Below are 26,504 nucleotides of genomic sequence, written 5' to 3' on the forward strand. Positions count from 1 at the left end.
CCACCCAGGGATTGTAAGTAGTGACAGATCACACCGCCGGCGCCGCAGTAGAGCGCATCGAAGACATCGACATCTCCAGTGAAATGGAAGCTTCATTTCTCGAGTATGCCTATTCGGTGATCTATTCCCGGGCCCTCCCAGACGCGCGCGACGGCTTGAAGCCTGTGCAGCGACGCATTCTCTTCATGATGACCGATATGGGATTGCGGCCGGAGAAGGGCCACGTTAAGTCGGCCCGCGTGGTCGGAGAGGTCATGGGCAAGCTGCACCCGCACGGCGATTCATCGATCTATGACGCTCTTGTGCGGATGGCCCAGAGTTTTGCGATGCGGCTGCCCCTCGTCGACGGGCACGGCAATTTCGGTTCTCTCGATGACGGCCCCGCTGCGTCGCGTTACACCGAGGCGCGTCTCGCGGGCGCTGCCCTTGCGATGACAGAATCACTCGACGAAGACGTTGTGGATTTTGTGCCGAACTACGATAACCAGATCATGCAGCCCGACGTACTGCCGGCGGCAATACCGAACCTCCTGGTAAACGGAGCAAGCGGCATCGCTGTGGGCATGGCCACAAACCTTGCACCCCACAATCTGATCGAGGTCGTGGAGGGCGCGAAACACCTCCTGTGGCATCCCGAGGCCACGCTTGAGGAGTTGATGGAGTTTATTCCGGGACCAGATCTCCCCGGAGGCGGGGTAATCGTCGGTCTTGACGGCGTCACTGATGCGTATCGCACGGGGCGGGGTGCCTTTCGTACCCGGGCGCAGGTCAAGATCGAGCAGCTCACCGCTCGAAAGAACGGCTTGATCGTCACCGAGCTTCCGCATTTGGTCGGGCCGGAGCGCGTGATCGAAAAGATTAAGCAAGGGGTCGAAAACAAGAAGCTCTCAGGAATCAGTGACGTCGCTGACTACACCGATCGAAAAAACGGTTTGCGCCTGGTCATTTCGCTCAAGACTGGCTTCAGCCCCGAGGCGGTATTGGAACAGCTCTATCGCTTCACCCCGCTCGAGGATTCGTTCAGCATCAACTCGGTCGCCCTAGTGAACGGCCAGCCACAGACTCTCAGCCTTCCTGAGATGCTGCGCGTCTTCCTCGAGCATCGACTTTCGGTCGTGAAGAGGCGAAGCGAGTATCGGCTCCGCAAACGGCGAGAACGCCTGCATCTCGTCGAGGGCCTGCTCGTGGCGATTCTCGACATCGACGAGGTCATTCAGCTGATCCGCACCAGCGACGACGCGGAGACCGCTCGCGGTCGCTTGATGCAAGTGTTCGATCTCAGCGAGGCCCAGGCCGAGTACATTCTGGAGCTTCGACTGCGTCGGCTCACCAAGTTTTCTCGAGTCGAACTCGAGGCGGAACGAGATCAACTGCGCTCTGAGATTGAGGCGTTGCTTGAGATACTTGGCAACAGCGACCGGCTGCGCCAGGTCGTGTCTGATGAGCTGGACGCCGCCTCGCTGGCATACGGTACTCCACGCCGCACCGTACTCACCGGTGCCGTTGCCAGGCCCAGCCGGGCGGCAGCTGTCGGTGCTTCGGCACTCCAGGTGGCCGACACTCCGTGCACCGTGATGCTTTCCGTGACCGGGCGCGCCCTGAGGATCGATAGAGACCCCGATAGCGTGGGCTACCAGGGCAGATCCTCCAGACCCAACAAACATGGCGCACTGCGTTCCACGGTCCCTGCGACGGTGCGTGGCGAGGTCGGGGCGGTGCTCTCGAACGGCCAGATCCACCGATTCTCGCCGGTGGATCTCCCAACGGTCCCCGGCGCCTCAGTTGCATTTTCCGCAGGCGTCTCTCTCGCTTCCTACCTTGGCCTTCCAGACAAACAGCTTCGAATCGTCGGGCTGGTTGAGTTCGAGACCGACACACCCATTGGCATCGTCACCGAGCATGGGGTGGTCAAACGGGTGGTGTTGCGAGATCTCCCGGCCAAACCCGAGTTTGAAATCATCAGCCTGAAGTCCGGCGACCGGGTCGTTGCCGCTTTCCCGGCACCTGATGGCTATGAGGTGGCCATGCTCGCCACTGACGCCCAGCTACTCCGCTTTAGTGCTGCGCACGTGCGCCCGCAGGGCCGGGGGGCCGGGGGGATGGCTGGTATGAAGTTGAGCGCCGACGCGCGCATCATATTCGCGACCGCCCTGCCGCTAGGTACATCCGCGCAAGTTGTTACGGTCGCCGACAGCTCGCTCACCCTGCCAGGGATTGACGTAGCCACGGCAAAAGTGTCCGATTGGGCAGAGTTTCCCGCCAAGGGCCGCGCTACCGGCGGTGTGCGCGCACACCGTTTTCTCAAAGGAGAAGACCAGTTGGCTTGCGGTTGGGTCGGAATCGAAGAGCCGCGCGCCCTTGCTGTTGATGGGAGCGTGCGCAAACTGCCGACTGAGACCGGCAAGCGCGATGGGAGCGGCACGCCAATTGACGGTGCTGCCGCGTTTATTGGTTCGGCACCCTAAGCGTCGATCCGCTCCCGGTCGAGATCGTCGGCGTTGTCGACAATGAATTCCTTGCGGGGCGCGACCTCATTGCCCATCAGCAGCTCGAAAATCTGCGCGGCATTGTGAGCATCTGCCACCTGGACACGGCGCAGGGTGCGATGCTCGCGATCCATCGTGGTCTCAGCAAGCTGATCAGCATCCATCTCACCGAGACCCTTGTACCGCTGTATCGGCTCAAGGTACCTCTTTCCACGCTTCTGCAAGTCTGCGAGGAGGCTCTTGAGTTCGATCTCGCTGTAGGTATACGTCACGTCGTTGGGCTTCTTCCCGGGCTGGGGAACGATCACCCGGTGCAGCGGAGGCACCGCCGCATAGACCCGTCCAGCCTCGAGCATCGGACGCATGTACCGAAAGAACAGTGTCAGCAGTAGCGTACGAATGTGAGCTCCGTCGACGTCCGCGTCACTCATCAGGATCACTTTGCCATACCTCACCGCGTCCAGGTCGAAGTCACGGCCCGAGCCCGCGCCAATGACCTTGATGATCGAGCTGCATTCTGCATTATTGAGCATTTCTGCAACTGATGCTTTCTGCACGTTCAAGATCTTCCCCCTGATAGGGAGAAGAGCTTGGTACTCGCTGTCTCGCGCTGGCCGGGCGGTGCCCAAAGCGCTGTCGCCCTCCACAATAAAAAGCTCGGTGTCGGCAACATTTCGCGACCTACAGTCGATGAGCTTCGCCGGAAGCGTGGAGCTTTCGAGCGAGCTCTTCCTGCGGGCCGTGTCGCGCTGCGCACGGAGGGCGATGCGCGACTTCATTTCCGCGACCATCTTCTCCAACAGAGATCCAGTTTGCGCCTTGTCGTGCTTCTTCACCGACGCATATCGCTCGTCGAGCCCCTTCGCCACGGCTCGGGCTACAATCTGCCGCACCGCGGCGGTACCAAGAACCTCTTTAGTCTGGCCCTCAAACTGTGGCTCGGGTAATCGCACGGAAATGACTGCCGTTAGTCCCGTGAGAATGTCATCCTTCTCCGGCTTATCGGTGCCCGATTTGAGTTTGCGGGCGTTTGCTTCAATCTGCTTTCGAAAGAAGCGCACGAGGCCCTGCTCGAACCCGGCAAGATGAGTGCCGCCCTTGGGCGTGGAGATGATGTTCACAAAACTCTGCACCTCGGTGTCGTACCCGGTGCCCCAGCGCATCGCAATATCGACCTCGCAGCTTCGCTCCACTTCGCGGGAGACAAGAGCACCCGAGATCTCATCCATGACGGGCACAGTCTCAGTGAAGCTCCCGGTATCGGTCAGCCTCCAGGTGTCAGTCAGCGGACCGTCGACCGCAAGGAAGTCAACGAATTCGCTCAGCCCGCCCTCGTACCGGAACTGGTGGATCTCGGGTTCACCACTGTCGGACAGTGATTCCGGACGTTCATCACGTATCTCAATGCCGAGGCCCGGCACCAAGAAAGCCGTTTGCCGAGCACGAGATACCAGCGACTCAGGCTCGAATCGTGCGGTTGACAAGAAGATCTGTGGATCAGCCCAGTAGCGAACCCGAGTGCCGGTTACCCCCTTGGCGACTTTGCCGATCACACGGAGTTCCGAAGAATCCTCGAATGGGGTGAACGCGCTGTCGGGCCCGTCGCCCGCGAACCGCCCAGGCTCGCCATGTCGAAATGACATCGCCCAAGTCTTACCGTCGCGGTCTACCTCGACGTCGAGACGCGATGAGAGAGCGTTCACTACGGACGCCCCCACGCCGTGGAGGCCACCCGACGACGCGTAGCCACCCCCGCCGAATTTGCCACCGGCATGCAGCTTGGTGAATACGAGTTCGACGCCCGTGAGCCCACTTTTCGGCTCAAGGTCAACCGGCACCCCACGACCACGGTCACTTACCGAGACACTGCCATCTGAATGCAGCACAATACCAATCTCGGTGCCGTGCCCAGCCAGCGCCTCATCGACCGAATTGTCAATGATTTCCCAGAGGCAGTGCATGAGGCCGCGCGAATCGGTGGTGCCGATGTACATGCCGGGCCGCTTGCGCACGGCTTCCAGGCCCTCTAACACTGTGAGATGTCGAGCTGAGTAATTCGAATCGGCCACGTACGAGATTCCTTCCACCTGAACCCTCCCACCCTAGATCAGGGCGCCGACACTCTGGGGGTGGCTCTCCGCAGGAGATCGAATCCGGCCGCACTCTGATCTCGCGAGTTACTTGGATGCTACGCGGTCAGCGAAACGGCACCCGAACTGGGAGTGAACGTCAGCGAAACGTGGTTTGATGGGACAAATGGACGAGCGGAGGATGCCATGACGACCCTTGAGCAAGATCGCACCGATACTGCAGTCGCCGCCGATCGACCCATGTCGGGTCTAGACCGTTGCGATAGCTGCGGCGCACAAGCCTATGTGCGTGCGGTACTCAGTGGAAGTGAATTGCTCTTCTGCGGGCATCACGCCAGGAAGCACGAAGAGAAACTGAAGCCAATCGCCGAGGTGTGGCACGACGAGACCCATAGGTTAAGCGCGTAGCGCGCCTCACATATGAGAAGAGCCGGGCCCTTGGGCCCGGCTCTTCTCATATGTCGGCCTACTCGAGGTAGTCCCGCAGCTGCTGGCTGCGACTCGGATGCCGCAATTTCGCCATGGTCTTTGACTCAATCTGACGAATGCGCTCCCGGGTGACCCCAAAGGTATCGCCAATCTGATCAAGGGTCTTCGGCATGCCATCTCCAAGCCCAAAGCGCATGCGGATCACGCCGGCCTCACGTTCGCTGAGCGAATCGAGGAGTTGCTCGAGCTGTTGCTGAAGCATCGTGAAACCGACCGCGTCGGCCGGGACCACTGCCTCGGTGTCTTCGATCAAGTCACCAAATTCGCTATCGCCATCTTCACCCAAAGGTGTGTGCAGCGAGATGGGCTCACGGCCGTACTTCTGAACCTCGACAACCTTTTCAGGGGTCATATCGAGCTCGCGACTCAACTCTTCAGGCGTGGGCTCGCGGCCCAGATCCTGCAACATCTGACGCTGGACTCGCGCGAGCTTATTGATGACCTCAACCATGTGCACCGGAATACGGATGGTTCGAGCCTGATCAGCCATGGCACGCGTGATGGCCTGGCGGATCCACCAGGTTGCGTAAGTCGAAAACTTGAAACCCTTGGTGTAATCAAACTTCTCGACCGCACGGATCAGGCCGAGGTTGCCCTCTTGAATCAAATCGAGGAACTGCATACCGCGACCGGTGTACCTCTTTGCGAGTGACACCACCAGGCGCAAGTTCGCTCCGAGCAAATGGCTCTTAGCTCGCTGGCCATCCCGGGCGACCCACTTCAACTCGCGCTCGAGCTTCTTCGGAAGGTTCTTCTCGGTTGCGAGCTTTTCTTCCGCGAACAGTCCGGCCTCGATGCGCATCGCGAGCTCGACCTCTTCGGCCGCATTGAGCAGGGCCACCTTACCGATCTGCTTCAGGTAGTCCTTCACCGGATCAGCGGTCGCCCCCGGAATCAGGGTGGTAACGGTCGGCACGTCTTCCTCGTCGCGTGCCTTCAAGACGATTGCCCCGGTCGGCAGGGGCTCCGTCATCGTCGAATTTGGTGTGTCCGATGCGCCTTCGTCGTCGGAGTCGTCATCGTTCACGCCAACATCGACGCCTTCTTCGAGCTTCTCGTCGTCTTCGAGGATGTCTGCGGCTGCTGCCTTGGTCTTACGGGCAGCAGGCTTGCGCGTCACTGCCTTCTTCGCCGCAGGCTTCTTCTCGGCGGCAGGTTTTGCCGCCGTCTTGGCTGGTGCCCGCTTTGCGGCTGTCTTCGGTGCCGGAGCTGATGCTTCCGGGGTCTCTGTCGCGGGCGATTCGGTGTCGCCCTCACTGACCTTCGATTTCGCTGAGGTCTTGGACGTAGATGCAGTCGCCACGCGGCCGCCTCTCTGTGTCGGTGCTGGTGTTCTGTAGCTGGCTCGAACGAGCCAAGGTTGACACGCGCTGAATCAGAGAAATCCGCCTGCAGCGCATACCATGAAAACCCATGTCAAGCCCGGAGTGCTGGTTTGCCACCTACACAGCCGGATTGAATGGGCTACCTTCCAATTATTGCATGCCCAGAGACCGCTAAAGACCAGGCTGAGGCTGCTCCCCCGGATCTGGGTCACGTTGCTGGGCAAGGAATCGTTCCAGCTCGCTCGCGAGCTGATCCGCCGTCGGTAGTGACCCGTCCTCACCGACCAAGGGTGAGCGCGCGGTCTGGTCTTCTATGTAGGCGTCGTACCGAGACTCCAAACCGCGCACCATCTCGCTCGATTCGTCGTTTTCGCCGATCTGCGAATCGACCTGCCGATGGAATCCCTCCGATGCCTCACGGACCGTATCGGTGGCAAACAGCAGCCCGGTTGCGGCCATGAACCCGTCAAGTGCGGTGAGCAGTGCATCGGGATATTCGGTATTTGCAAGGTAGTGAGGGACGAGAAGCGCAAATCCCACGACCTCCTCGCCGAGGCTATGCAGCCGGTACTCAAGAACATGCGATGCCGACGCTGCGAGCTTCGTTGTGGGTCGCCAGACAGAATGGGCCTCGATGATGTCGTCACGAGATCCACTCACCGTCATGCGAATGGGACGGGTATGCGGCACCGGCATCGGGATGGCATGCGTCCAAACAGTGGTCGACACCTCGAACTCGTGCACAAGCATGAGCACCGTATCGATGAAGTGGTCCCAGCGGAAGTCAGGCTCGAAACCACTAAGAATGAGGAACGGCGACCCAAGATCATCTCGGGCGAGACTCAGAGTGAGCTCTTCAGGCGAGTAATCGACGAAGTGGTCTTCTTCAAAGGTAATGAGCGGCCTCCGGGAACGGTAGTCGAGGAGGAGGTCTGCATTGAACCGCAGTATCTCCTCCGGGTCGTACCGGTCCCAGAGGAATCCCTCGAGCTGAGTGATGACGCCGCCCGCATCACTCAGGCCGCGCAGCGCCACGACGAGTGGAACGCCCTTGGGCACCGTGGCTCGACGTTCTGCGTACTCAGCGGAGAAAATGGAATCAGACACGCTCTCATTCTACGAACCAGCTCGCGCCGACACCCTCACTATGGTGACGCCCTGAGCGAACCGCGCACACAGCTCCACCCGCCAAAACGACCCAGCGGTAGTAGGCTTGACCCGGTGCACCGGCACAACCGGATGCAGCTTTTTTCACCGCTTCGCGAATTTCCGAGGGAGATCCCACTTGGCCGATCAGCAGTTTGACATCGTTGTCTTGGGTGGCGGCAGCGCCGGCTACGCCGCAGCAATCCGCGCGACGCAGCTCGGCATGAGCGTCGTGGTCATTGAGAAGGACAAGCTGGGCGGCACCTGTTTGCACCGCGGCTGCGTCCCCACGAAGGCTCTGCTCCACTCAGCCGAGGTCGCTGACGTAGCGCGCGAGGGAGCGACGTACGGTGTGAACTCCACTGTGGAGAGCATAGACATCAGCGCAGTGACTGCGTTCCGCACCAAGCTTGTGGACGGCAAGTTCAAAGGTCTCCAGGGCCTGCTCAAGGCAAACGGCATCACCGTGATTGCCGGCGAAGGGCGCCTGATCTCCCCGGATACCGTGCAGGTGGGCGACGACCAATTCACCGGGAAGCACGTGCTCCTCGCGACCGGGTCCTACTCCCGTTCGTTACCCGGTCTCGAGATCACAGGACGAGTTATCGCCAGTGAGCACGCGCTGGAGCTCGACGAAATCCCGAACAAGGTGGCGATTCTGGGTGGCGGAGTCATCGGTGTCGAGTTTGCCAGCGTGTGGCGTTCCTTCGGTTCTGAAGTCACCATCATTGAGGGTCTCCCCCACCTTGTGCCGAATGAAGAAGAATCCATCTCCAAGCAGCTTGAGCGTGCGTTCCGCAAGCGCGGAATCGAGTACAAGCTCGGTGTTCGATTCCAGTCGGTATCGCAGACTGCCTCTGGAGTAACCGTCACGATGGAAGACGGTTCCACCGTCGATGCTGACTACCTTCTCGTTGCGGTGGGTCGCGGCCCGCTCACACAGGGCATGGGCTTCGAAGAGGTCGGCGTTGAGATGGATCGCGGCTTCGTACTCACGAACGATCGCCTGGCGACGAACGTCCCTGGTGTCTATGCGGCGGGCGACATCGTGCCTGGCCTTCAGCTGGCTCACCGCGGATACCAGCAGGGTATTTTTGTGGCGGAAGAGATCGCGGGCCTGAATCCGGTAGTCGTCGAGGATATCAATATCCCGAAGATCACTTACTGCGAACCTGAGATTGCATCGGTGGGTCTGACAGAAGCCAAGGCTGTTGAGAAGTTTGGCGCCGATCAAGTGGCGAGCTACGAATACAACCTCGCGGGCAACGCAAAGAGTTCAATTCTGGGTACAGCGGGCACGATCAAAGCAGTTCGCGTGGTAGACGGTCCGGTCGTCGGCGTGCACATGATTGGCTCACGCGTGGGCGAGTTGGTTGGCGAAGCGCAACTGATCGTGAACTGGGAAGCGTACCCCGAAGATGTCGCGCCGTTTGTGCACGGTCATCCGACCCAGAATGAGACGATTGGTGAGACCATGCTGAAGCTCGCCGGCAAGCCGTTGCACGCCATTTAGCACCCCTGCACTCGGCAGACACTAGACGAAATACGATCGGAGAATTCACGATGAGTGAGGTTGTGCTTCCCGCACTGGGCGAGAGCGTCACTGAGGGAACAGTCACGCGCTGGTTGAAGAACGTTGGTGACCGAATTGAGGTCGACGAGCCGCTTCTCGAGGTCTCGACCGACAAGGTTGACACCGAGGTTCCGTCACCGGTTGCAGGCGTGCTTGAAGAGATCCTCGTGCAAGAGGATGAGACCGCTGAAGTCGGCGCAGTATTAGCTCGAATTGGCGACGGCAAGGGTGCCGACACAGCGTCGAGCCAGCCCGATGCTGAGTCGTCACCCGCGGACTCTGCACCGGCCCCGGAACCCGAGCAGCCCGCGGCTGCCCACCAGGAGCACGTTTCGAGCCCAGCTTCCGAGCCAGCACCGACACCAGCAGCTCCTGCCAGCGGTTCGGCTGTGGCAGAAGGCCAAGATGTCGTCCTTCCTTCCTTGGGTGAGAGCATCACGGAAGGAACCGTGACTCGGTGGCTGAAGAATGTGGGCGACTCGGTCGAGGCTGATGAACCCTTGCTCGAGGTCTCCACCGACAAGGTAGACACCGAGGTGCCTGCACCCTTCGCGGGCGTCCTGCAAGAGATTGTCGTGCAGGAAGACGAGACCGTGGAAGTGGGGGGCGTTCTCGCCCGCATTGGTAGTGGCTCCGTGGCATCGACGGCTGAGCACGTTGCTGCGGCGACTCCCGCGCCGGAATCTGCCACGACTCAGGCTCCCGCGCAAGCGCAAGAGCAGGCGCCCGAGCCAGCCGCGGAGCCCGCTCCTACCCCGGCTGCGGCACCCAAGCCAGCAGCGTCTGAAGCCGCGGCGCCTGCTGCGGCGGCACCCGCGGCGCCTGCACCTTCTTCCGGGTACGTCACTCCGATCGTCCGAAAACTCGCTTCCGAGCATGGAGTCGATCTCGCCAGCGTCTCCGGCACAGGTGTTGGGGGACGTATTCGCAAAGAAGACGTTCTTGCTGCCGCGAAGTCCCAAGCTCAGCAGACTCCCGCCCGGGCCAGCGCGGTCGTGCCGGGCGTTGAGGTATCGCCGCTACGCGGCACCTCGCAGAAGATGAGTCGGCTGCGCAAGGTCATTGCTACGCGTGCGGTCGAGTCGTTGCAATCCTCGGCACAGTTGACCACGGTGGTGGAGGTCGATGTCACCCGCATCGCCGCGCTTCGACAGACCCATAAGGATGAGTTCCTGAAGCAAACGGGGTCGAAGTTGTCCTTCCTTCCGTTCTTCGCGTTGGCTGCGGCTGAGGCATTGCGCACCTATCCGGTGATCAATGCGACGGTTGACGGCGAGAACATGGTCTACCCGTCGACTGAGAATCTCAGCATCGCAGTGGACACGGAACGTGGGCTTCTCACCCCAGTCGTGCGAGAGGCGGGCGAGAAGAACCTCGCTCAGCTGTCGCAAGACATTGCGGATCTCGCCGCTCGGACCCGAGACAACAAGCTCACACCTGATGAACTTTCGGGTGGCACCTTCACTCTCACCAACACCGGATCGCGCGGGGCCCTGTTTGACACCCCGCTCGTGTTCCTGCCGCAGGTTGCCATCCTCGGAACCGGTGCAGTGGTGAAGAAGCCCGTCGTAGTCTCCGGACCGGAGGGCGACTCGATCGCGATCCGTTCCACGGTGTACCTTGCTCTCTCCTACGATCACCGCATCGTCGACGGGGCTGACGCGGCTCGGTTCCTCACACAGATGAAGACTCGGCTGGAGGCCGGACAGTTCGAGGCGAACCTCGGGTACTGATCCACCACCACATCATCTCGAAGGCCGCGTGCACCCATCTGGGTACCGCGGCCTTCGAGCATCCCAGGGACCACGCATCAGCACTTGGCCGAAACGCCGTAATGCGGCGGCGCATGGCCAGTTCAAGCTCTTCTGCTGCGAATTCCACCGTCCAGATCCGCTGAGTTTCGGAACGCGTCAGTTCAAGGATGACTTGGTCTATGCCCTCCAACAGGTATCGAGCCGACGGCCCAGCTGCACAGTCGACGAGCAAGCGTTCAAGCATGGAACGTGGCACCCCGAGCGCGCGACAGCCCGCGTCATGCCCCTTCTGGCGGTGCCGGGCAGCACGAAACGCTTGATCCCATTGCCGGAATCGACTCAGCGCCGTCCCCCGCGTCAGACCGTCGCCTTCGAGCACCAGTTCGCTCGGCAGAAGTTCTCCGACACACCATCCTTCATCTCGACACCTAATACCGATTCTTCCCAGGTGTTCAACGACCCATGCGAGTTCGGCAGCACGCAGTGATTCGCCAGCTGGAGCCCTGCGGCTCAGATTGACAATCATCATTCCTCTCCTCCAATCTCCGCCTCTGTCGCACTCACGGTGCTTCTTCAACTCTGCGGTACCCGTCCCGTGCACGAGTTGGATCCAGATGAAAGGTGGACAACATTCTCATTCATCAAGCGTGAGCTGGGTGTGGACGCCGAGAGGATAAGATGAAACCTATGGCTAAAGAGAAGAAGCAGCGCGCGAACAAGGAGCCCGGTCGCATCAAGCAAATGGTGCAGATCTACCGGAACACGAAGCAGCACGATCGCAATCTGACGCTGGCCCTTCTCGCAAGTTTCATCCTTCCGATTGTCGTTGCCGTGTTGGCAGCATGGCTCCTCGGTGGTGGCATTTTCGGGTGGATCCTCTGGCCCGTCACCGGTATCCTCGTGGGCGTTCTTCTCGTGATGATCGTTCTTGGAAGGCGAGCGGAGTCGGTGGCATACCGGCAGCTTGAGGGCCGCCCGGGAGCGGTCGGAGCGGTAATCAACGGTGCTCTGCGCAGGTCTTGGCGCGGTTCTGAGGTCCCGATTGCGATGAACCGGAGTCAAGACGCGGTGTACCGAGTCGTCGGTCGGGGCGGAGTCGTGCTTATCGCCGAGGGTCCGGCTCAACGTACCCGGCAACTGGTGGCGAAGGAAGAAACCCAGCTGAAGAGAATGCTCCCCGGTGTGCCAATCACCACCCTCCAGGTGGGACCAGATGAGAATGCTGTTCCGTTACACAAGCTCTCACGAACGCTGATTAAGTTGAAACCGGTACTACGCAAGCCAGAAATCACCACCGTTTTCAACAGGCTCATGTCGATGAAATCAGACCCGGTTGGTATCCCGAAGGGTGTCGACCCGATGCGGATCCGCGGTCAACGACCACGCTGATCCAGCTGCTCGGGAGCGCGGCCACCCGACTTCAATGCCGCTTGAAAGACGACCAGCTGGGCAGATCATCCTTCTTCGATTGGACCGAAAGTTCCCGTCCCTAGGCTCGTATGAGCACTGTTCCAGCAATTTTGTCATGGAATCCGCGCTGATCAGAGTCCCACACGAGCACCGGGATGACGAGGGCGAGCAGTAGCGTTCGCACCGCCGGACGCCAGAGTCCGATCCACCCACCGGCTATCGGAACCACGCGCAGCCCGAGAAGACGGTGGCCGATCGACCCACCGAGCGTGGGAATGAAAACCATCTGCATGACCGCGAAAATTATGAGCGTCGTGAACGCCGCCCCGCCGCCTTCGCCAGGAAACAACAATGTGAGGACGAGGGCGATGCCCCAGTCAATTGCAATGGCCGCAAAACGACGACCGACCCGGGCGACCGAACGCGGGCCCTCTTCCGGCAGGCCGAGCCGCTCACCCGGCCATTCACTCGGTTCAAGGTCTCCGAATCGTTGCTGCTGAGGGGTTTTTGGCATCCCACCATGCTACCTCCGAGTCGGTCGCGTAACCTGCGCGAAACATTCAACTCACCGTCGCGAAACGCTCCTCGCGTAGGGTGGTGTGTGAACGAAGGCGCGAGGAGCGCCCAGAACTGAGGAGCAGTATGTTCACATCCCCGCAGGAAGTACTCGACTTCATCAAGGAGACGGACGTTAAGTTCGTCGACATCCGCTTCACCGACTTGCCCGGAGTGCAGCAGCACTTCAACGTTCCGGCGGCCACGGTGGATCTCGACTTCTTCGAGGTCGGCCAGATGTTCGACGGATCGTCGATTCGTGGTTTCGCTGGGATCGCCGAGAGCGACATGCAGCTTATCCCCGATGTCACCACCGCTTACATCGACCAGTTCCGTGCCGAGCGCACGCTGGTATTGATCTTCGACATCTATAACCCCCGAACCGGCGAGATCTATTCAAAGGATCCGCGTCAGGTTGCCAAGAAGGCCGAGCGCTACCTTGAGTCCACAGGCATTGCAGACACGGCGTTCTTCGCTCCCGAAGCTGAGTTCTACATCTTCGACTCGGTGCGTTTCGAGTCGAAGCCGGAGAGCACGATGTACGCCATCGATTCAGAAGAAGCGATGTGGAACTCCGCCCGAAAAGACGAAGGCGGAAACCTCTCACACAAGACGCCCGAAAAGGGCGGCTACTTCCCCGTTTCGCCGGTTGATAAGCAGGCTGACCTCCGCGACGACATTTCGTTGCGCCTGATCGAGGCCGGGCTGCACTTGGAGCGCTCGCACCACGAGGTGGGTTCGCCGGGTCAGGCAGAAATCAACTATCGCTTCAACACAATGGTGTGCGCGGCAGACGATGTCTTGAAGTTCAAGTACATCGTGAAGAACACCGCAGAGCTCTGGGGCAAGACCGCGACCTTCATGCCGAAGCCGGTCTTTGGCGACAACGGGTCGGGCATGCACACTCACATGTCGCTCTGGAAGGGTGGCGATCCGCTGTTCTACGACGAGAACGGTTACGCAGGTCTCAGCGACCTGGCTCGCTGGTACATCGGCGGTATCCTCAAGCATGCCCCAGCGGTGTTGGCGTTCACGAACCCGACAATCAATAGTTATCGCCGATTGGTCAAGGGCTACGAGGCGCCAGTTAACCTCGCGTATTCCGCGGGCAACCGTTCTGCTGCAGTGCGCATCCCCCTCACCGGGTCGAACCCGAAGGCGAAGCGCATTGAGTTCCGCGCCCCCGACGCTTCTGGCAACCCCTACCTCGCCTTCGCCGCGCAGCTCATGGCTGGCCTCGATGGTATCCGCAATCGCATCGAGCCGATGGAGCCGATCGACAAGGATCTCTACGAACTTCCCCCGGAGGAGCTGAAGAGCATCCCCCAGGTTCCGGGGAGTCTGTCGGAGGCGCTTGAAGCGCTTGAGGCGGATCATGAGTTCTTGCTCGAAGGCGGCGTTTTCACCGAAGAACTGATCGAAACTTGGATCGCGCTTAAGCGTGAGACGGAACTGGCGCCCATGGCACTGCGTCCGCACCCCTACGAGTTCGAGCTGTACTACGGGGTCTAAACAGACACGCTGCACTGCGGGGTCTAAACAGACACGGAGAAGGACCACCGGGCACTCAGCCCGGTGGTCCTTCTCGCTTTCCTCCAACGGGGAGTGTCTGTGTCAAGAATCGAATTCCTCGTCGAAATCTAGCCCTTCCTCGGTCAGAAGGGCCTCGAGCAAGGAGGTGAGCAGCTTCATAGTGCCGAGCGTACGCCTGGCAGCCGAACTTAACCAGACCTTTTCGTAATCAATTCGTGATCAGCACATGAACAGGTGGTGCGTGAGCTCAGGTGGTGATGACCGGAAACTGCAGCGAATCCTCGGTGTACCCGAAAAACTCGCGTTCGAAGACAGCTCGCGCTCTCCTGGATGCCCCGAGCCACCGTTCCTCAAGTTCCGTGGTGTGCCCACTTGGCATGCCGAGCACTCCGGCTATGCCTTCGAGCTCAGCACGATCTCGGGGCAACGTGTCGTTCGCCTTCCCCGACCAGAGCTTCGCGGCAGAGCGGATCTGGCTCGCGAGCTCCCAGGCCGCTTCCAGATGCTCTCTGGCTTGCGGTTCAATCAGCTCCGCACGCTGTGCGGCATGCAGTGCCGTGAGCGTCGAAACTGTCTGCAACTCAGTATGACTTGCTCCGTGCTGCAATTGCAGCAGCTGCACGAGCCACTCGACATCGGTAATACCTCCCGGTCCAAGCTTGAGGTGCCTGCGAGGGTCGACGCCCCGCGGCAGACGCTCGGCCTCCACGCGCGCCTTCATTCGTCGCACCTCTCGAACGGAGTCGGTGGGAAGCCGACGCGGGTAGCGGATACGATCCGCAAGAGCCACGAAATCGGCGCCAAGGGCGACATCGCCTCCTACCGCACGCGCACGCAGCAGCGCCTGGGTTTCCCACGTTACGGACCAACGCCCGTAATAGGCCTCGTATGCGTCGAGGCTGCGCACGAGTGGACCATTCTTGCCCTCTGGTCGAAGGTCAAAATCAAGATCGACCGAGAACCTTGGATCCGAAACAAGACGTCGCAGTTCTGACACCAGCCGTTCGGCTCGCCTCCCTGCCGCCTGGGCCTCCGCAGGGGGTGCCCCCTGGGGTACCCGGTAGACGGCAATGACATCGAGATCTGAGGAGAAGCCCATCTCGCGCCCCCCGAATCTGCCCATACCGATGAGCGCAAGCTCTAGTCGATGCAGAGTATCGAGGTCTCCTGTTTCGGGCGATCGTAGGGCAAGCAGAAGTCCGTCGAGAAGCGCGGTGTGCGCCGCATCCAGACCCTCGGCGACATCCCGGTCGGTGTTCACACCCACGAGCCTTCCCAGCGCGAGGCGAAGGATCTCACGCCGGTGCACAGTTCGCAGTGCCGCCGCCGCCAGGTCTACACTCTTTCGGCGCGAGGCGAGCGAGCGCATTTCCTCGAGCAGCACCTTCAGGCTCGCTGGCCGAAGCAGTTCATCTCGCTCAAGCCAGGCGACGGCGTCAGGGATCGACTCGAGGAGACCCGCAGCAAACCGCGAACACGAGAGCACGTGTGTCAGACGCTCGGCAGCCTCCGACCCATCACGCAGCAAGCGCAGGTACCAAGGGCTCTCCCGGTTTGCCTCGCTCACCCGCCGGAACGCAAGCAAGCCGAAGTCGGGGTCCGTGCCCTCGGCAAGCCATTGCAGCAGCACCGGCATCAGATTGCGCTGGATCCGCGCATTGCGCGAGTTGCCCTGCGTCAGGGCCGCCAAGTGACGCATGGCACCGTCCGGGTCGCGGAATCCGATACTGAGCAGCCTTGCCCGTGCCTCGCCCGTGCCTAACACGAACTCCTCCTCTGGAAGTGCTGCCACGGCGCTGAGGAGCGGAGCGTAGAAGATCTTGAGATGAAGGCCTCGCACCTCTCTCTGCGTCTTCTGCCAGAGCGCACGTAGTTCAGCTCCCGTTGCGGCGAGCCGTGAGGCACGCGCCACCACACGGAGCCCGTGTTCGTCACGAGGCATGAGTGCGGTGCGACGAAGGTCTCGCAACTGCAGCCGGTGTTCGAGCAGTCTGAGAATGCGGTAATCAGATGCGAGCCGTTCCCCGTCGCCTCGAGCGACGTAACCGCCCGCGACGAGCGCTTCCAGGGCCGGGATCGTCCCTGCCGCATGAATGTTGTCGTCGTACTGGCCGTGCACCAACTGCAGCAACTGCACACTGAACTCGATGTCTCGGAGCCCTCCGGGACCTAGCTTCAGCTGAAAGTCGAGGTCCTCCTCGGCAATATGTTCGGTGACGCGTTCTCGCATGCGCTGCACGGAGCCGACGAAGTCTTCACGGCCGCTGGAGGCCCAGACGAATGGCCTGATATGTTCGACGAACTCCGCTCCGAGCCCAAGATCACCAGCCACTGGCCGCGCTTTTAACAGTGCTTGAAACTCCCACGCCTTGGCCCATCGCTCATAGTAGGAGAGCATCGAACCGAGAGTGCGAACGAGCGGCCCCTGCCGGCCCTCGGGCCGCAGGTTTGGATCGACTTGCCAGAGCGGCGGCTCTATTCCAGGGTCGTGAATCGCACGCATGAGCTCCGTCGCGAGCCGAGTGGCGATCCGCAGGAGCGCGTCGGTGTCAATCGTCTCCTGCTCAGGCGTATGCGTCGGCGATGCACCCGCGATGAAAACCACATCAACGTCGCTCACCACGTTCAGCTCACGCGCTCCGCATTTTCCCATCGCGACCACGGCAAGTTGCGTTGCTGCCACCCGTTCAGCTGCCAGCGCTGGACCACCGACACCTGCCGCCAGCGTTCCCCTAGCAACCGCCAGTGCGGCATCAAGCGCGGCAGCGGCGAGATCGGAGAGCGAGCGTGACACACCGTCGAACGCGCTCGTAGCGCCGCCGAGGTCGGATTCCATGCCGACTCTGAGGTCGAAGAGCACCACTTCCGCAAGTAGCTCTCGATATCTCACCCTGAGTGCACTGGCACCGCGCTCGGCAACCAGGTTCGCGATTGGGGTGCCCTCACCTACCGCCTCAACCGCCTCCATCAGCGTCGACCGAGCTTCCGCGTTCCCTATCAACCGTCCGCCAGTACGGAGAATCCCTGTCAGCGAGCCGGGCTGACGCAGAAAAAAATCCCCAAGAGCGGGCGAAGCCCCCACCAATAGGGTCAAACGCAACCACAGTTCATGGTCGAGCTGTCCAACCAGCTCTGGATGCCGTTCCGCGATGGCGACAAGCCTCGTCAAGGCGGTGTCGGGATCGGCAGCGTGGGCGAACGCACTGAGAAGTGAATCTACTGGCTGATCCACCATCGCTGAGAGGATTGTCAGGGTATCTCGCGCGCCCGACAGATCTTGAAAACCTGCGCGCGCGAAGTCGCCGAGTGCGTGCGTTCTCGCTACATTCGGCATCTTCGGCAGTAAGGCGCGGCCTTAGACCGTGCCGAGCATGGACGACAATTCGAACGGCGTCACCTGCTGCCGATAGGCAGCGACCTCCTGGCGCTTCTCCCGGAGCAGATAGGAAAAGACCTGTTCCCCAAGAGTTTCGGCCACGAGCTCGCTCCGTTCCATCACTGCAAGAGCATGGTCAAGACTGGTGGGCAGTGGATCGAACCCCATTGCGCGGCGTTCTCCGTCGCTCAGATCCCACATGCTGTGCTCGGCCTCGGGCGGCAGCTCGTACTCCTCTTCGATACCCTTCAACCCTGCAGCGAGCATCACTGAATAGGCCAGGTACGGGTTGGCTGCGCTGTCGATACCGCGGTACTCGACACGCGCGCTTCCCCCCTTTCCAGGCTTGTACATAGGCACACGCACCAGAGCAGACCGATTCAGATGGCCCCAGCTCACGTACGACGGCGCCTCGTCTCCGCCCCAGAGACGCTTGTACGAATTAATGTACTGGTTCGTCACAGCGGTGAACTCGGGGGCGTATCGAAGCAGCCCCGCCACAAAGCGTCGGCCCGTCTGTGACAACTGATACTTGGCGCCTGCATCGTAGAACGCGTTGGTGTCTCCCTCAAAGAGCGACATGTGCGTATGCATTCCGGAACCCGGCTGCCCCACGAGCGGCTTGGGCATGAAGGTGGCGTAAACGCCCTGCGAAATGGCGACCTCTTTTACGACCGTGCGGAAAGTCATGATGTTGTCTGCAGTGGTCAGAGCATCCGCGTAGCGCAGGTCAATCTCGTTTTGGCCAGCTCCACTCTCGTGATGGCTGAACTCGACCGAGATTCCGAGATCCTCGAGCATGTTGACGCTGTCACGACGGAAGTCGTGAGCGGTGCCACCAGGAACGTTGTCAAAATAGCCCGCGCGATCCACCGGCACTGGACCCTCGGGGCCATACTCAGCCGATTTCAGGAGATAAAACTCAATTTCGGGGTGCGTATAGAACGTGAAGCCCATTTCAGCCGCCCGGTTCAGCGTGCGCTTCAACACGTGACGCGGATCGGCCACTGCAGGCTCGCCGTTCGGAGTATTGATATCGCAGAACATGCGAGCAGTGGGCTCGGTGCTGCTTCGCCAAGGCAGGAGCTGGAACGTCGAAGGGTCTGGCACAGCCAACAAATCGCTTTCGAACGCGCGAGTGAGCCCCTCGATGGCGCTTCCATCAAATCCGATGCCTTCGCTGAATGCGCCCTCGACTTCTGCCGGTGCCAATGCGACCGACTTGAGGGTACCCGCAACGTCGGTGAACCACAGGCGCACGAACCTCACACCGCGCTCTTCAATGGTGCGGAGAACGAAATCACGCTGTTTGCTCACGCCGGTTCCCTTCGGTTCATCGTGAAATCAGACTATCGTCTCAGGCGGGTCTTGCCTTACTCGTTCAACTCGTCCTCTTCGCGAATCTTCCGAGCGCGCTCCGCCACGATTTCGGGCCCTCTCTGGGCCTCTTCTCGAGAAGCAAATGGGCCGATCCGGTCGATAGAGAGGGACTGTTTCCCCTCTTCCACCTCTCCTGTGCGTGTGTTGTACCAGTAAGTCTCGGTTGGGTCGTCAATGCCCCAGTCGCGTTTGCTCATGGTAGTAGCTTCCTCTCGTGACGATCGTCGCGGTGTCGCGGTCGACCGTCTCTAGACTAAGCGTATGCCTTTTGACGCACACGGCCACCTGATTCCCGGCACAATTACCCCGCCGCGCGAGGTCCCAGCGACCATCCCGCGACCGCCGTACGTCGGTCTCTCGCAGCCCCCAGAGTATAAGGGCGACAACACCTATTCTGAGGCCGAGATTGAAAAGATTCGGGCAGCAGGACGGATTGCCTCCCGTGCGCTTGATGCCGTCGAAGCTGCCGTCCGCCCTGGCATGACAACCGACCAGCTCGACGCGATCGCTCACGAGTACGTGGTGAGCCATGGCGCATATCCGTCAACACTGGGTTACCGAGGCTACCCCAAATCGTGTTGTACTTCGGTGAACGAGGTCATCTGCCACGGCATCCCTGACAACACGGTTCTGCGCGAGGGAGACATCGTAAATGTCGATATCACGGCCTATCTCGACGGATATCACGGTGACCTCAACCGCACGTATCGAGTGGGTGAGGTGACAAAGGAAGCCGACCTCCTGATTCAGCGTACGCTCGAGGCGTTGCATCGCGGGATTAAGGCCGTCGCTCCCGGTCGACAGGTCAATGTGATTGGTCGAGTAATCGAGACCTACGCGAAACGATTCGGATACGGCGTGGTGCGAGACTTCACCGGACACGGCGTCGGCGCTGCATTCCACACTGGTCTCATCATTCCGCACTACGACTCGGCACCCAGGTTTGATGACGTCATTGTGCCCGGCATGGTCTTCACGATCGAGCCGATGCTTACTCTGGGCACGCACGAATGGGACATCTGGGCAGACGACTGGACCGTAACTACCCGAGATAAGAGCCTCACTGCCCAATTCGAGCACACACTCGTGGTCCGTGAACACGGGGTAGAGATTCTGACGCTGTCGGAGTAACGCGCCTCGTGCATTGGGTGAGGGCCACTTCCGCCCTTCACGTGAGATCTCGTGAAGAATCCCTCGCCGGCGCGTTCAGAAGGGCAAATGTGGAATGGGCCGGATCATACGCCGGGTTCTGTCCCGCTTCCGCGGTGACGGTCATCTCTCTCGGGGCACTGTTACCAATACCCTCTAGCGGCCTACCCGAAGACTCGGCGGGGAGCGTCAACGTCTTCTGTCTGGCCTTGCTCCGAACGAGGTTTACCTGGCCGCCCGTGTTACCACGAACGCCGGTGGTCTCTTACACCACCCTTTCACCCTTACCTGGCTCAGTGAGCCCGGCGGTCTACTCTCTGTTGCACTTTCTCGCGGGTTGCCCCGGGTGGGCGTTACCCACCGTTCTCCCCTGTGGAGCCCGGACGTTCCTCGGCACGGTTTCCCGCGACGCGACCGCCTCACCGACCCATTCCAGGATTCAGTCTACCGCTGAACCCCCGAACCTTAGCTCGGTTCCTCAGCTTCGACACGAACGAGAATCGCGCCGCTGCCCGGACAGAACACCAGTTCGTCTGGGGCGGCCGATCGGATCTCCTGCAATTCAGCCGGAGCCAACGCCATATTGCTGCCCTCAGAAACGTTACCCCGGAGCCGCGCTGCGCCCACACCGTTTCGTTGGCGGAGGTCTTCATAGAGGGCAAGGATATCCCGCTGGAGTTCTGCGGCGATCCCAGCCCGTTCTGCAACGGCCGAAGCTATCTCAGCGTCGATGGATCGCTCCGCCTCGAGCAGGCTTGTGGTCAACTCGGCCCGACGCTCATCAACCCTGGCAAGGATCTCAGATGCCGAATCGTACCGAGCCTGTGTTTCCTCGCTCGCCTGCATAAGATCGAGCTCCCGCTCTTCCAGCACGCCCTGACGCTTCTCGAGCGTGTCAATTTCTCCCTGCAGCGACAGCGCTTCTTTCGAAGATGTGCTCGCCGCGAGCATCTCGGCGTCTCGGCGTCGACGCTGACGCACAGTCTCTACATCGTTTTCCAGTCGCGTGATGTCGGCATTCTGCGCGTCGAGCTCGCGCTGCACCGCCATGAACTCAGTCTTGGCTTCCGAAAGCTCGCCCTGGAGTGCCGCAAGTTCTTGCCGCTCGGGAAGCTGAGTACGTTTGCGCCGCAGACGCGCCACCAGGTTGTCGTGATCTTGGAGATCGAGCAGCAATAACTGTTGACGGGGGCTGGCCTTCATGCTCTTACCTTACTGCGAAGGTCCACGGATCTGTGCGGGATACGCTCACTCTGAATTCAACGCCCGCCAGAACGGCTTGCAGTCGCTGAGCAGCTCCCTCAAGCCACAACGATTCACTGGCCCAGTGAGAGACGTCTATCAGTGCGGGCCCACCCGAAACCTTCGTCTCCTCGAGCGCCTCCTGGGCGGGGTGGTGCCGCAGGTCGCTCGTCACGTAGACGTCGGCGCTTCGCACCAACGGATGCCCTAATAAGCTGTCACCCGCACCCCCGCACAGTGCGACCCGCGAGATCAGGCGACTGCGTTCCCCAGCCACGCGCACACCACTTACCGTTTCCGGTAGCACCCTGGCGATGCGGCTCGCGAACTGTTCGAGCGTGAGGGCGTCGGCTAACCGACCGACGCGGCCGATACCTGAGGATCGGTCGGCTCCAGGCTCCAGAGGCACTGCGTCTACCAGCCCCAACCGTTCGGCCAGCACATCAGAGACTCCGCCTTCTGGTGCGTCCGCATTGGTGTGTGCGGCCAACAACGCACAGTTGCCTCGAATGAGAGACGCGAGCAGCGCGCCCTTGGCTGTTTCCTCGGCAATCGAGTGCACCCCACGCAGGAGCAGCGGGTGATGCGTGATCAGGGCATCAGCGTTCCAGTCCAGTGCTTCATCGATCGTGGACCGCACGGCGTCAACTGCGAGCAGCACGCGGCGCAGCGGCTGATCATCCCGCCCTGTCACCAGCCCCACCCGATCCCATTCCTCTGCGGTGGACGCTGGCCAGAACTCTTCGGCTACCCGTCTCAGGTCAGCGAGCGAAAAAGCAGTCATGAATTCAGCGTAGCGGGGGGGGTGATGCTCACGGCGGAGGACCCCGATCCGCGGTCAGCATGGGATACTAGTTGCTGAGCCAACCTGGCGGCGGCGGGCAGGCCGCAGTAATTGATTCGGAAGGAACCCACCGTTCACATGAACCATCGCGCTGACGCTCACCTTGAGGCGTGGAAGGCCAAGCAGGAGCTCGCAGAGCGCATGATTCCGCTGATAGGGCAGCTTTATAGAGACCATGATGTGGTGATGTCAGTGCATGGTCGCTCGCTCGTTGGGCGATCAGCGATTGACATTATTCGCGCGCACACGTTCGCTCAAAAGATTGACGCTGTCGAACTGCCGTTGGCCGATACCTCGGCTATTGTCACTGCGCTTTCACAGATTCAGCCAGGTCCGGTCTCGGTGGATCTCGCGGGACTCGCGACTGGCTTCCGCTCTGCAGGCGGCGATCTTGAGGCCTACTTGCGCGAGCAGCTCGCTCCCGCGATCGACGCTCAGCCCGCAACTGGCACCGACGTGGTCTTGTATGGCTTCGGCCGCATCGGCCGCCTTCTTGCCCGGATCATCATCGATCATTCCGGAAGCGGGCGAGGGTTGAACCTTCGCGCAATCGTAGTGCGTAAGGGCTCCGACAATGATCTTCAAAAGCGCGCGAATCTCCTGCGCCGCGACTCGGTGCACGGCCCATTCAACGGCACCATTAAAGTACTCGCAGACGAGAACGTAATTCTTGCCAACGGTGTGCGCATTCAGGTTATCTACTCCGATGATCCGTCGACCGTCGATTACGCGCAGTACGGCATCGAAAATGCCATCCTCGTCGACAACACGGGAAGATGGCGCGATGCGGAGGGGTTGGGTGTTCACCTCACGAACGCGGGTATCTCTCGGGTGCTGCTCACTGCGCCAGGCAAGGGTGACTTGAAGAACATCGTCTACGGCGTCAATAACGGCGACATTACAGACGCTGACGCGATCGTCTCAGCAGCCTCCTGCACCACTAACGCAATCACCCCAGTTCTGAAGGTGGTGAACGATGAGTTTGGTGTCGCGCACGGGCATGTCGAAACGGTGCACTCGTACACCAACGACCAGAACTTGATCGACAACTTCCACAAGGGTGATCGCCGCGGACGCTCTGCAGCGCTCAACATGGTGTTGACCGAGACTGGTGCAGCAAAAGCCGTCGCAAAGGCACTTCCCGAATTCGAGGGGAAGCTGACCGGTAACGCGATCCGCGTGCCCACGCCTGATGTCTCCATGGCGGTGCTCAACCTGCAGCTCGAGCGTGAAACCACCCGCGATGAGCTGAACTCCCTGCTCGAGCAGGTGTCGCTTACCGGGGCATTGCGAACCCAGATCGATTATGTGGAGTCACCTGAAATTGTCTCCACCGACTTTGTGGGTTCGAACCGCGCGGGCATCGTCGACGGCCTCGCCACTATCGTCACCGGCACAAGCGCGGTACTGTACGTCTGGTACGACAACGAGTACGGCTACAGCTGCCAAGTAGTACGAATCATCGAGCAGCTCGCGGGAAGCCACCCGGCTCACTTGCCAGCGCTCGAGGTCTAGCCATTCGGTGGGCCGGGGCAGCGGCCCACCGAATGATCATCCGAATAAACAGAAGGGCCATCTCATGGCAGAGAAGTACATCATCGGAGTAGACGGTTCTGAGCAGAGTCGCGTGGCTCTCGACTGGGGTCTCAGCCGGGCATCGCAGGCCGGTGCCTCAGTGGAGCTACTGCACGTCGCAGACGACTCATTTCTGTCAGAGAGTGTCGCTTTCCTCTCCGAAGCACAACATGCGTCCGAGCAGATGCTCGAGGCCGAACGTGCGTATGCATTGGCCTCCGGCTTCACCGGTACCATCACCGGCACAGCGATCGTTGGCCACCCGATTGCGGAGGTTGAGGAAGCATCGAAGCGGGCCGACCTCGTTATCCTGGGCGCGCACGCTGGAAGCAAACTTTCGGGTTCGTTCTTCGGAACGCGTGCCGTGAAGATCGCGGCGGTTGCTCATTGCCCTGTGGCGGTTGTACCTTTTGAGACCGAGGGTGACCCGAAACCTGGTGTCGTTGTGGGTGTAGATGGCTCAGATGCGTCAAAGAAGGCCGTGGCTTTCGCTGCGGAGCAGGCCTCACTTCGTGGTGTCCCCCTCATCGCGGTATACGCCTGGATGCCTCCCTTGACCCCGGGCTTGGAATACCTGTGGAGTGAAGAACTCGTGGAGTCGCAGCGCAGCGCAGCAACCGAGGCCATCGCGATCGGCACCGCGGGCCTCGCATCGCGCTATCCCGATCTCACGGTTGATCGCCGTATTGTCCAAGCGCCCCCGGTCGCCGCTTTACTGCAGGCTGCTGAGGATGCCGACATGATTGTGGTCGGCAGTCGCGGGCGCGGTGGCATCTCGCGCCTGCTGTTGGGCTCTGTCAGTCACGGCGTATTACAGGCGCTCCCCCGCACAACTGTCGTAACTCGAGGCTAGCCACTGCGCCACATGAAGGAGTCGCAGGCGCAGGCGAATTGGTCACGTCCCCCAAACCAACTCGCCTCGCTGTCGATCGTCTTGGGACTCACCTCGATCGCGATCGTCTTTTGGCGGTGGATCCCGCTCATCGGAATCGTATTTAGTGTGGTGGCAATCATTGTCGCGATACCCGCAGTAGTCACGGGTCACGTTGCGCTTCAACGTGCCCGTGACCTGCATGGTGAAGGCAAAGGCCTTGCGCTCACTGGCATCATTTCTGGCTACTTCACGATTGCGTTCGCGATCATCGCCCCGGTGGTTTCCGCGGTTGTCTTCGCCATGGGAGCCGCCGCCTTCACTCAAGACAATTTGCCTGAGTGGCTCGCCTCGATAGAACAATTTTGGATTGACCTAGTGGATTAGCTAGGTCTGGCAATCTCAGGTCGACGCGCCCACTTCACTGTTCCTTGGATTCGCGAATCCCCTAGTCTTGTGTTATGGATTTCGCGGATCGGCCCCATGCTCAGCGTGCGGTCGATCCTCGCCCTGCGCGAACGCGGGCCGCAATCATCGCGGCAATCGATCGCCTGGGTTCAGCGGATGCTGAAGTGACCGTGGCCGCAATTGTTGCCGAGGCACAGGTGAGCCGCAGTAGCTTCTATTCTCAGTTCCGCGACCTTGACGATGTCGGGGTGCAACTGATGAACGAGCTCTTCCGTGACATTAAGCGGGTGGACGCGGAGCTGCGCCGCTCGCACCAGGCTCTCAAAGCCACATCGACGAGCCTCGACATGTTCCTCGCGGAGTCACAGCGACGACGCGGCCTCTACACGACTGTGCTGGGCGGCAATGTGTCCAGCGATGCCCGGCGGGTGATCCACGAGATTGTCGCCCAGGGCGTGCTTGCTTCAGCATCGCACTCGGCACCGAGATCGGTTGACCCACACATCGCCTCGACGTTTGTCGCTGCAGGTCTGCTTGCTGTCTTTACTGACTGGCTAGTCGCGGAGAACCCGGTCAGTGCCTCGCAACTGAGAGCCCAACTTATTGCGGTCCTCCCCCCGTGGGTGACAGGCTCACAAACGGCAGCTGACCGCGTCTAGGTTGAGCCGCTCCATGCTGCCGGGATAAGAGTCCACACGAGTTCCGCTCCATCCTCGTGCGCACGCCAGTTGTGGGGCTCACGGCCTGAGAACGTCAGGGTGTCACCCCGGTCAAGTCGCACGGAGTGCGACCGAAATTCCACCGTCACTGATCCCCGAGTGACATGCAAGACCTCGAGATCACTACTCACCGTATACAGCTCTCCACCACCGTTGGCTCCCGCATGTGCGACGGTGTGGATCACCTGTACGCGAGACTCATTTCGGCCCGTTACCAAACGCTCGACGATTCCCTCCCCACCCATGTTGATGTGTGGGGCAGATTCCAGATGCACAAGCTGCAACTCTGGCTCTGAGAACAGACTTCCGACCGGCAACGACAGCACCTGACACATCTGGACCAGGGTCGCGATGCTTGGAGAAGTCGCGTCATTCTCAACACGACTGATAAAGCCCCGTGATAATCCGGACGCCTGTGCAAGCTGTTCGAGCGTCATGCGCTGCGCAATTCGTGCCGAGCGAATCTTCGCGCCAATGCGCACCTCGGCTCCGTTGGCACTCGCGTGAACCGATCGCATCTCGTCCCTCACCCTCCGTTTCAGGTACACCTATTCTGCCGGAATCCTGGTCCCGCTTCTG

The 26,504-nt window shown here is 60.6% G+C and carries 21 protein-coding genes and 1 other RNA gene; 11 read left to right on the top strand and 11 right to left on the bottom strand.

The features are described from left to right. Positions 1–20: 20 nt before the first annotated feature. Entirely contained in the window at positions 21–2,465 is a 2,445-nt protein-coding gene (locus ACTNFJ_RS05440) for a DNA gyrase/topoisomerase IV subunit A (RefSeq protein WP_435907205.1), read from the top strand. Here ACTNFJ_RS05440 and ACTNFJ_RS05445 read toward each other — a convergent pair. After that, a complete protein-coding gene (locus ACTNFJ_RS05445; protein WP_435907206.1) occupies positions 2,462–4,555 on the bottom strand; it encodes a DNA gyrase/topoisomerase IV subunit B in 2,094 nt (697 codons plus the stop codon). The genes ACTNFJ_RS05440 and ACTNFJ_RS05445 overlap by 4 nt on opposite strands. Before the next feature lie 207 nt (positions 4,556–4,762). Here ACTNFJ_RS05445 and ACTNFJ_RS05450 point away from each other — a divergent pair, with 207 nt between their 5' ends. Further along, positions 4,763–4,984, top strand: a complete 222-nt coding sequence (locus ACTNFJ_RS05450) for a DUF7455 domain-containing protein (protein WP_435907207.1) — start codon at positions 4,763–4,765, stop codon at positions 4,982–4,984. Positions 4,985–5,042: 58 nt separating this feature from the next. Here ACTNFJ_RS05450 and ACTNFJ_RS05455 read toward each other — a convergent pair whose 3' ends face one another. Together ACTNFJ_RS05455 and ACTNFJ_RS05460 are read right to left on the bottom strand one after the other, a co-directional pair. Beyond that, the gene (locus ACTNFJ_RS05455) at positions 5,043–6,368 is read right to left on the bottom strand and encodes an RNA polymerase sigma factor (RefSeq protein ID WP_435907208.1); all 1,326 of its coding nucleotides are present in this window, start codon (positions 6,366–6,368) and stop codon (positions 5,043–5,045) included. Between the two features lie 193 nt (positions 6,369–6,561). Continuing rightward, positions 6,562–7,497 (bottom strand): PAC2 family protein, encoded by a 936-nt coding sequence (locus ACTNFJ_RS05460; protein ID WP_435907209.1) that lies wholly within the window; start codon positions 7,495–7,497, stop codon positions 6,562–6,564. Positions 7,498–7,675: 178 nt separating this feature from the next. On the opposite strand from ACTNFJ_RS05460, the gene lpdA reads away from it, so the two are divergent. The 3 genes from lpdA to ACTNFJ_RS05475 all read left to right on the top strand — a co-directional run bounded on the left by lpdA (position 7,676) and on the right by ACTNFJ_RS05475 (position 12,252). Then, the gene (gene lpdA, locus ACTNFJ_RS05465) at positions 7,676–9,049 is read left to right on the top strand and encodes a dihydrolipoyl dehydrogenase (protein ID WP_435907210.1); all 1,374 of its coding nucleotides are present in this window, start codon (positions 7,676–7,678) and stop codon (positions 9,047–9,049) included. A gap of 50 nt (positions 9,050–9,099) precedes the next feature. Then, positions 9,100–10,842 (top strand): 2-oxoglutarate dehydrogenase, E2 component, dihydrolipoamide succinyltransferase, encoded by a 1,743-nt coding sequence (sucB, locus tag ACTNFJ_RS05470; RefSeq protein ID WP_435907211.1) that lies wholly within the window; start codon positions 9,100–9,102, stop codon positions 10,840–10,842. A 708-nt stretch (positions 10,843–11,550) separates the two neighbouring features. After that, entirely contained in the window at positions 11,551–12,252 is a 702-nt protein-coding gene (locus tag ACTNFJ_RS05475) for a DUF4191 domain-containing protein (RefSeq protein ID WP_435907212.1), read from the top strand. Between the two features lie 100 nt (positions 12,253–12,352). On the opposite strand, the gene ACTNFJ_RS05480 is transcribed toward ACTNFJ_RS05475, so the two are convergent. Then, positions 12,353–12,787 carry an RDD family protein gene (locus ACTNFJ_RS05480; RefSeq protein ID WP_435907213.1) on the bottom strand — a complete coding sequence of 145 codons (435 nt, stop codon included), beginning with the start codon at positions 12,785–12,787 and terminating at the stop codon, positions 12,353–12,355. A 128-nt stretch (positions 12,788–12,915) separates the two neighbouring features. Between ACTNFJ_RS05480 and glnA the strand changes: the two genes are divergently transcribed. Further along, on the top strand, positions 12,916–14,340 hold the full coding sequence (glnA, locus tag ACTNFJ_RS05485) for a type I glutamate--ammonia ligase (protein WP_435907214.1): 1,425 nt from the start codon (positions 12,916–12,918) through the stop codon (positions 14,338–14,340). Between the two features lie 268 nt (positions 14,341–14,608). Here the strand turns inward: glnA and ACTNFJ_RS05490 are convergent, their stop codons facing one another. Genes ACTNFJ_RS05490 through ACTNFJ_RS05500 form a run of 3 tightly spaced genes read right to left on the bottom strand, consistent with a single transcriptional unit; the run spans position 14,609 to position 19,314 of the window. Beyond that, entirely contained in the window at positions 14,609–17,695 is a 3,087-nt protein-coding gene (locus tag ACTNFJ_RS05490) for a bifunctional [glutamine synthetase] adenylyltransferase/[glutamine synthetase]-adenylyl-L-tyrosine phosphorylase (protein WP_435907215.1), read from the bottom strand. Between the two features lie 21 nt (positions 17,696–17,716). Further along, entirely contained in the window at positions 17,717–19,054 is a 1,338-nt protein-coding gene (locus ACTNFJ_RS05495; RefSeq protein ID WP_435907216.1) for a glutamine synthetase family protein, read from the bottom strand. A 56-nt stretch (positions 19,055–19,110) separates the two neighbouring features. Beyond that, the gene (locus ACTNFJ_RS05500) at positions 19,111–19,314 is read right to left on the bottom strand and encodes a methionine aminopeptidase (protein ID WP_435907217.1); all 204 of its coding nucleotides are present in this window, start codon (positions 19,312–19,314) and stop codon (positions 19,111–19,113) included. Positions 19,315–19,378: 64 nt separating this feature from the next. Here ACTNFJ_RS05500 and map point away from each other — a divergent pair, with 64 nt between their 5' ends. Further along, complete coding sequence (gene map, locus ACTNFJ_RS05505) at positions 19,379–20,248, top strand: type I methionyl aminopeptidase (protein WP_435907218.1); 870 nt, start codon at positions 19,379–19,381, stop codon at positions 20,246–20,248. Between the two features lie 91 nt (positions 20,249–20,339). On the opposite strand, the gene rnpB is transcribed toward map, so the two are convergent. From rnpB to ACTNFJ_RS05520, 3 genes are all read right to left on the bottom strand, one after another. After that, an RNA gene (gene rnpB / locus ACTNFJ_RS05510) (RNase P RNA component class A) lies at positions 20,340–20,696 on the bottom strand. A gap of 35 nt (positions 20,697–20,731) precedes the next feature. Then, positions 20,732–21,469 carry a zinc ribbon domain-containing protein gene (locus ACTNFJ_RS05515; protein ID WP_435907219.1) on the bottom strand — a complete coding sequence of 246 codons (738 nt, stop codon included), beginning with the start codon at positions 21,467–21,469 and terminating at the stop codon, positions 20,732–20,734. Positions 21,470–21,473: 4 nt separating this feature from the next. Then, positions 21,474–22,292 (bottom strand): Nif3-like dinuclear metal center hexameric protein, encoded by an 819-nt coding sequence (locus tag ACTNFJ_RS05520; RefSeq protein WP_435907220.1) that lies wholly within the window; start codon positions 22,290–22,292, stop codon positions 21,474–21,476. Positions 22,293–22,430: 138 nt separating this feature from the next. Here ACTNFJ_RS05520 and ACTNFJ_RS05525 point away from each other — a divergent pair, with 138 nt between their 5' ends. The 4 genes from ACTNFJ_RS05525 to ACTNFJ_RS05540 all read left to right on the top strand — a co-directional run bounded on the left by ACTNFJ_RS05525 (position 22,431) and on the right by ACTNFJ_RS05540 (position 25,865). Continuing rightward, entirely contained in the window at positions 22,431–23,867 is a 1,437-nt protein-coding gene (locus ACTNFJ_RS05525) for a glyceraldehyde-3-phosphate dehydrogenase (protein ID WP_435907221.1), read from the top strand. A 64-nt stretch (positions 23,868–23,931) separates the two neighbouring features. Then, the gene (locus tag ACTNFJ_RS05530; protein ID WP_435907222.1) at positions 23,932–24,780 is read left to right on the top strand and encodes a universal stress protein; all 849 of its coding nucleotides are present in this window, start codon (positions 23,932–23,934) and stop codon (positions 24,778–24,780) included. Positions 24,781–24,792: 12 nt separating this feature from the next. Next, a complete protein-coding gene (locus ACTNFJ_RS05535) occupies positions 24,793–25,185 on the top strand; it encodes a DUF4190 domain-containing protein (protein WP_435907223.1) in 393 nt (130 codons plus the stop codon). A 74-nt stretch (positions 25,186–25,259) separates the two neighbouring features. Then, a complete protein-coding gene (locus ACTNFJ_RS05540; protein WP_435907224.1) occupies positions 25,260–25,865 on the top strand; it encodes a TetR/AcrR family transcriptional regulator in 606 nt (201 codons plus the stop codon). Here ACTNFJ_RS05540 and ACTNFJ_RS05545 read toward each other — a convergent pair. Then, positions 25,862–26,443 (bottom strand): helix-turn-helix domain-containing protein, encoded by a 582-nt coding sequence (locus ACTNFJ_RS05545; RefSeq protein ID WP_435907225.1) that lies wholly within the window; start codon positions 26,441–26,443, stop codon positions 25,862–25,864. The genes ACTNFJ_RS05540 and ACTNFJ_RS05545 overlap by 4 nt on opposite strands. Between the last annotated feature and the right edge of the window lie 61 nt (positions 26,444–26,504).

It is taken from the genome of Leucobacter shiyiweii (assembly GCF_052446065.1).
In the GTDB taxonomy this organism is placed as follows: Bacteria; Actinomycetota; Actinomycetes; order Actinomycetales; family Microbacteriaceae; genus Leucobacter.

Bases quoted from the DNA above. Each gene is read 5' to 3' on its own strand.
- ACTNFJ_RS05450 (WP_435907207.1), top strand. From the start codon at position 4,763: ATGACGACCCTTGAGCAAGATCGCACCGATACTGCAGTCGCCGCCGAT.
- ACTNFJ_RS05475 (WP_435907212.1), top strand. From the start codon at position 11,551: ATGGCTAAAGAGAAGAAGCAGCGCGCGAACAAGGAGCCCGGTCGCATC.
- ACTNFJ_RS05545 (WP_435907225.1), bottom strand. From the start codon at position 26,443: ATGCGATCGGTTCACGCGAGTGCCAACGGAGCCGAGGTGCGCATTGGC.
- ACTNFJ_RS05490 (WP_435907215.1), bottom strand. From the start codon at position 17,695: ATGCCGAATGTAGCGAGAACGCACGCACTCGGCGACTTCGCGCGCGCA.
- sucB (WP_435907211.1), top strand. From the start codon at position 9,100: ATGAGTGAGGTTGTGCTTCCCGCACTGGGCGAGAGCGTCACTGAGGGA.
- ACTNFJ_RS05520 (WP_435907220.1), bottom strand. From the start codon at position 22,292: ATGACTGCTTTTTCGCTCGCTGACCTGAGACGGGTAGCCGAAGAGTTC.
- ACTNFJ_RS05500 (WP_435907217.1), bottom strand. From the start codon at position 19,314: ATGAGCAAACGCGACTGGGGCATTGACGACCCAACCGAGACTTACTGG.
- ACTNFJ_RS05530 (WP_435907222.1), top strand. From the start codon at position 23,932: ATGGCAGAGAAGTACATCATCGGAGTAGACGGTTCTGAGCAGAGTCGC.
- ACTNFJ_RS05525 (WP_435907221.1), top strand. From the start codon at position 22,431: ATGAACCATCGCGCTGACGCTCACCTTGAGGCGTGGAAGGCCAAGCAG.
- ACTNFJ_RS05480 (WP_435907213.1), bottom strand. From the start codon at position 12,787: ATGCCAAAAACCCCTCAGCAGCAACGATTCGGAGACCTTGAACCGAGT.
- glnA (WP_435907214.1), top strand. From the start codon at position 12,916: ATGTTCACATCCCCGCAGGAAGTACTCGACTTCATCAAGGAGACGGAC.
- ACTNFJ_RS05535 (WP_435907223.1), top strand. From the start codon at position 24,793: ATGAAGGAGTCGCAGGCGCAGGCGAATTGGTCACGTCCCCCAAACCAA.
- ACTNFJ_RS05540 (WP_435907224.1), top strand. From the start codon at position 25,260: ATGGATTTCGCGGATCGGCCCCATGCTCAGCGTGCGGTCGATCCTCGC.
- map (WP_435907218.1), top strand. From the start codon at position 19,379: ATGCCTTTTGACGCACACGGCCACCTGATTCCCGGCACAATTACCCCG.
- ACTNFJ_RS05515 (WP_435907219.1), bottom strand. From the start codon at position 21,469: ATGAAGGCCAGCCCCCGTCAACAGTTATTGCTGCTCGATCTCCAAGAT.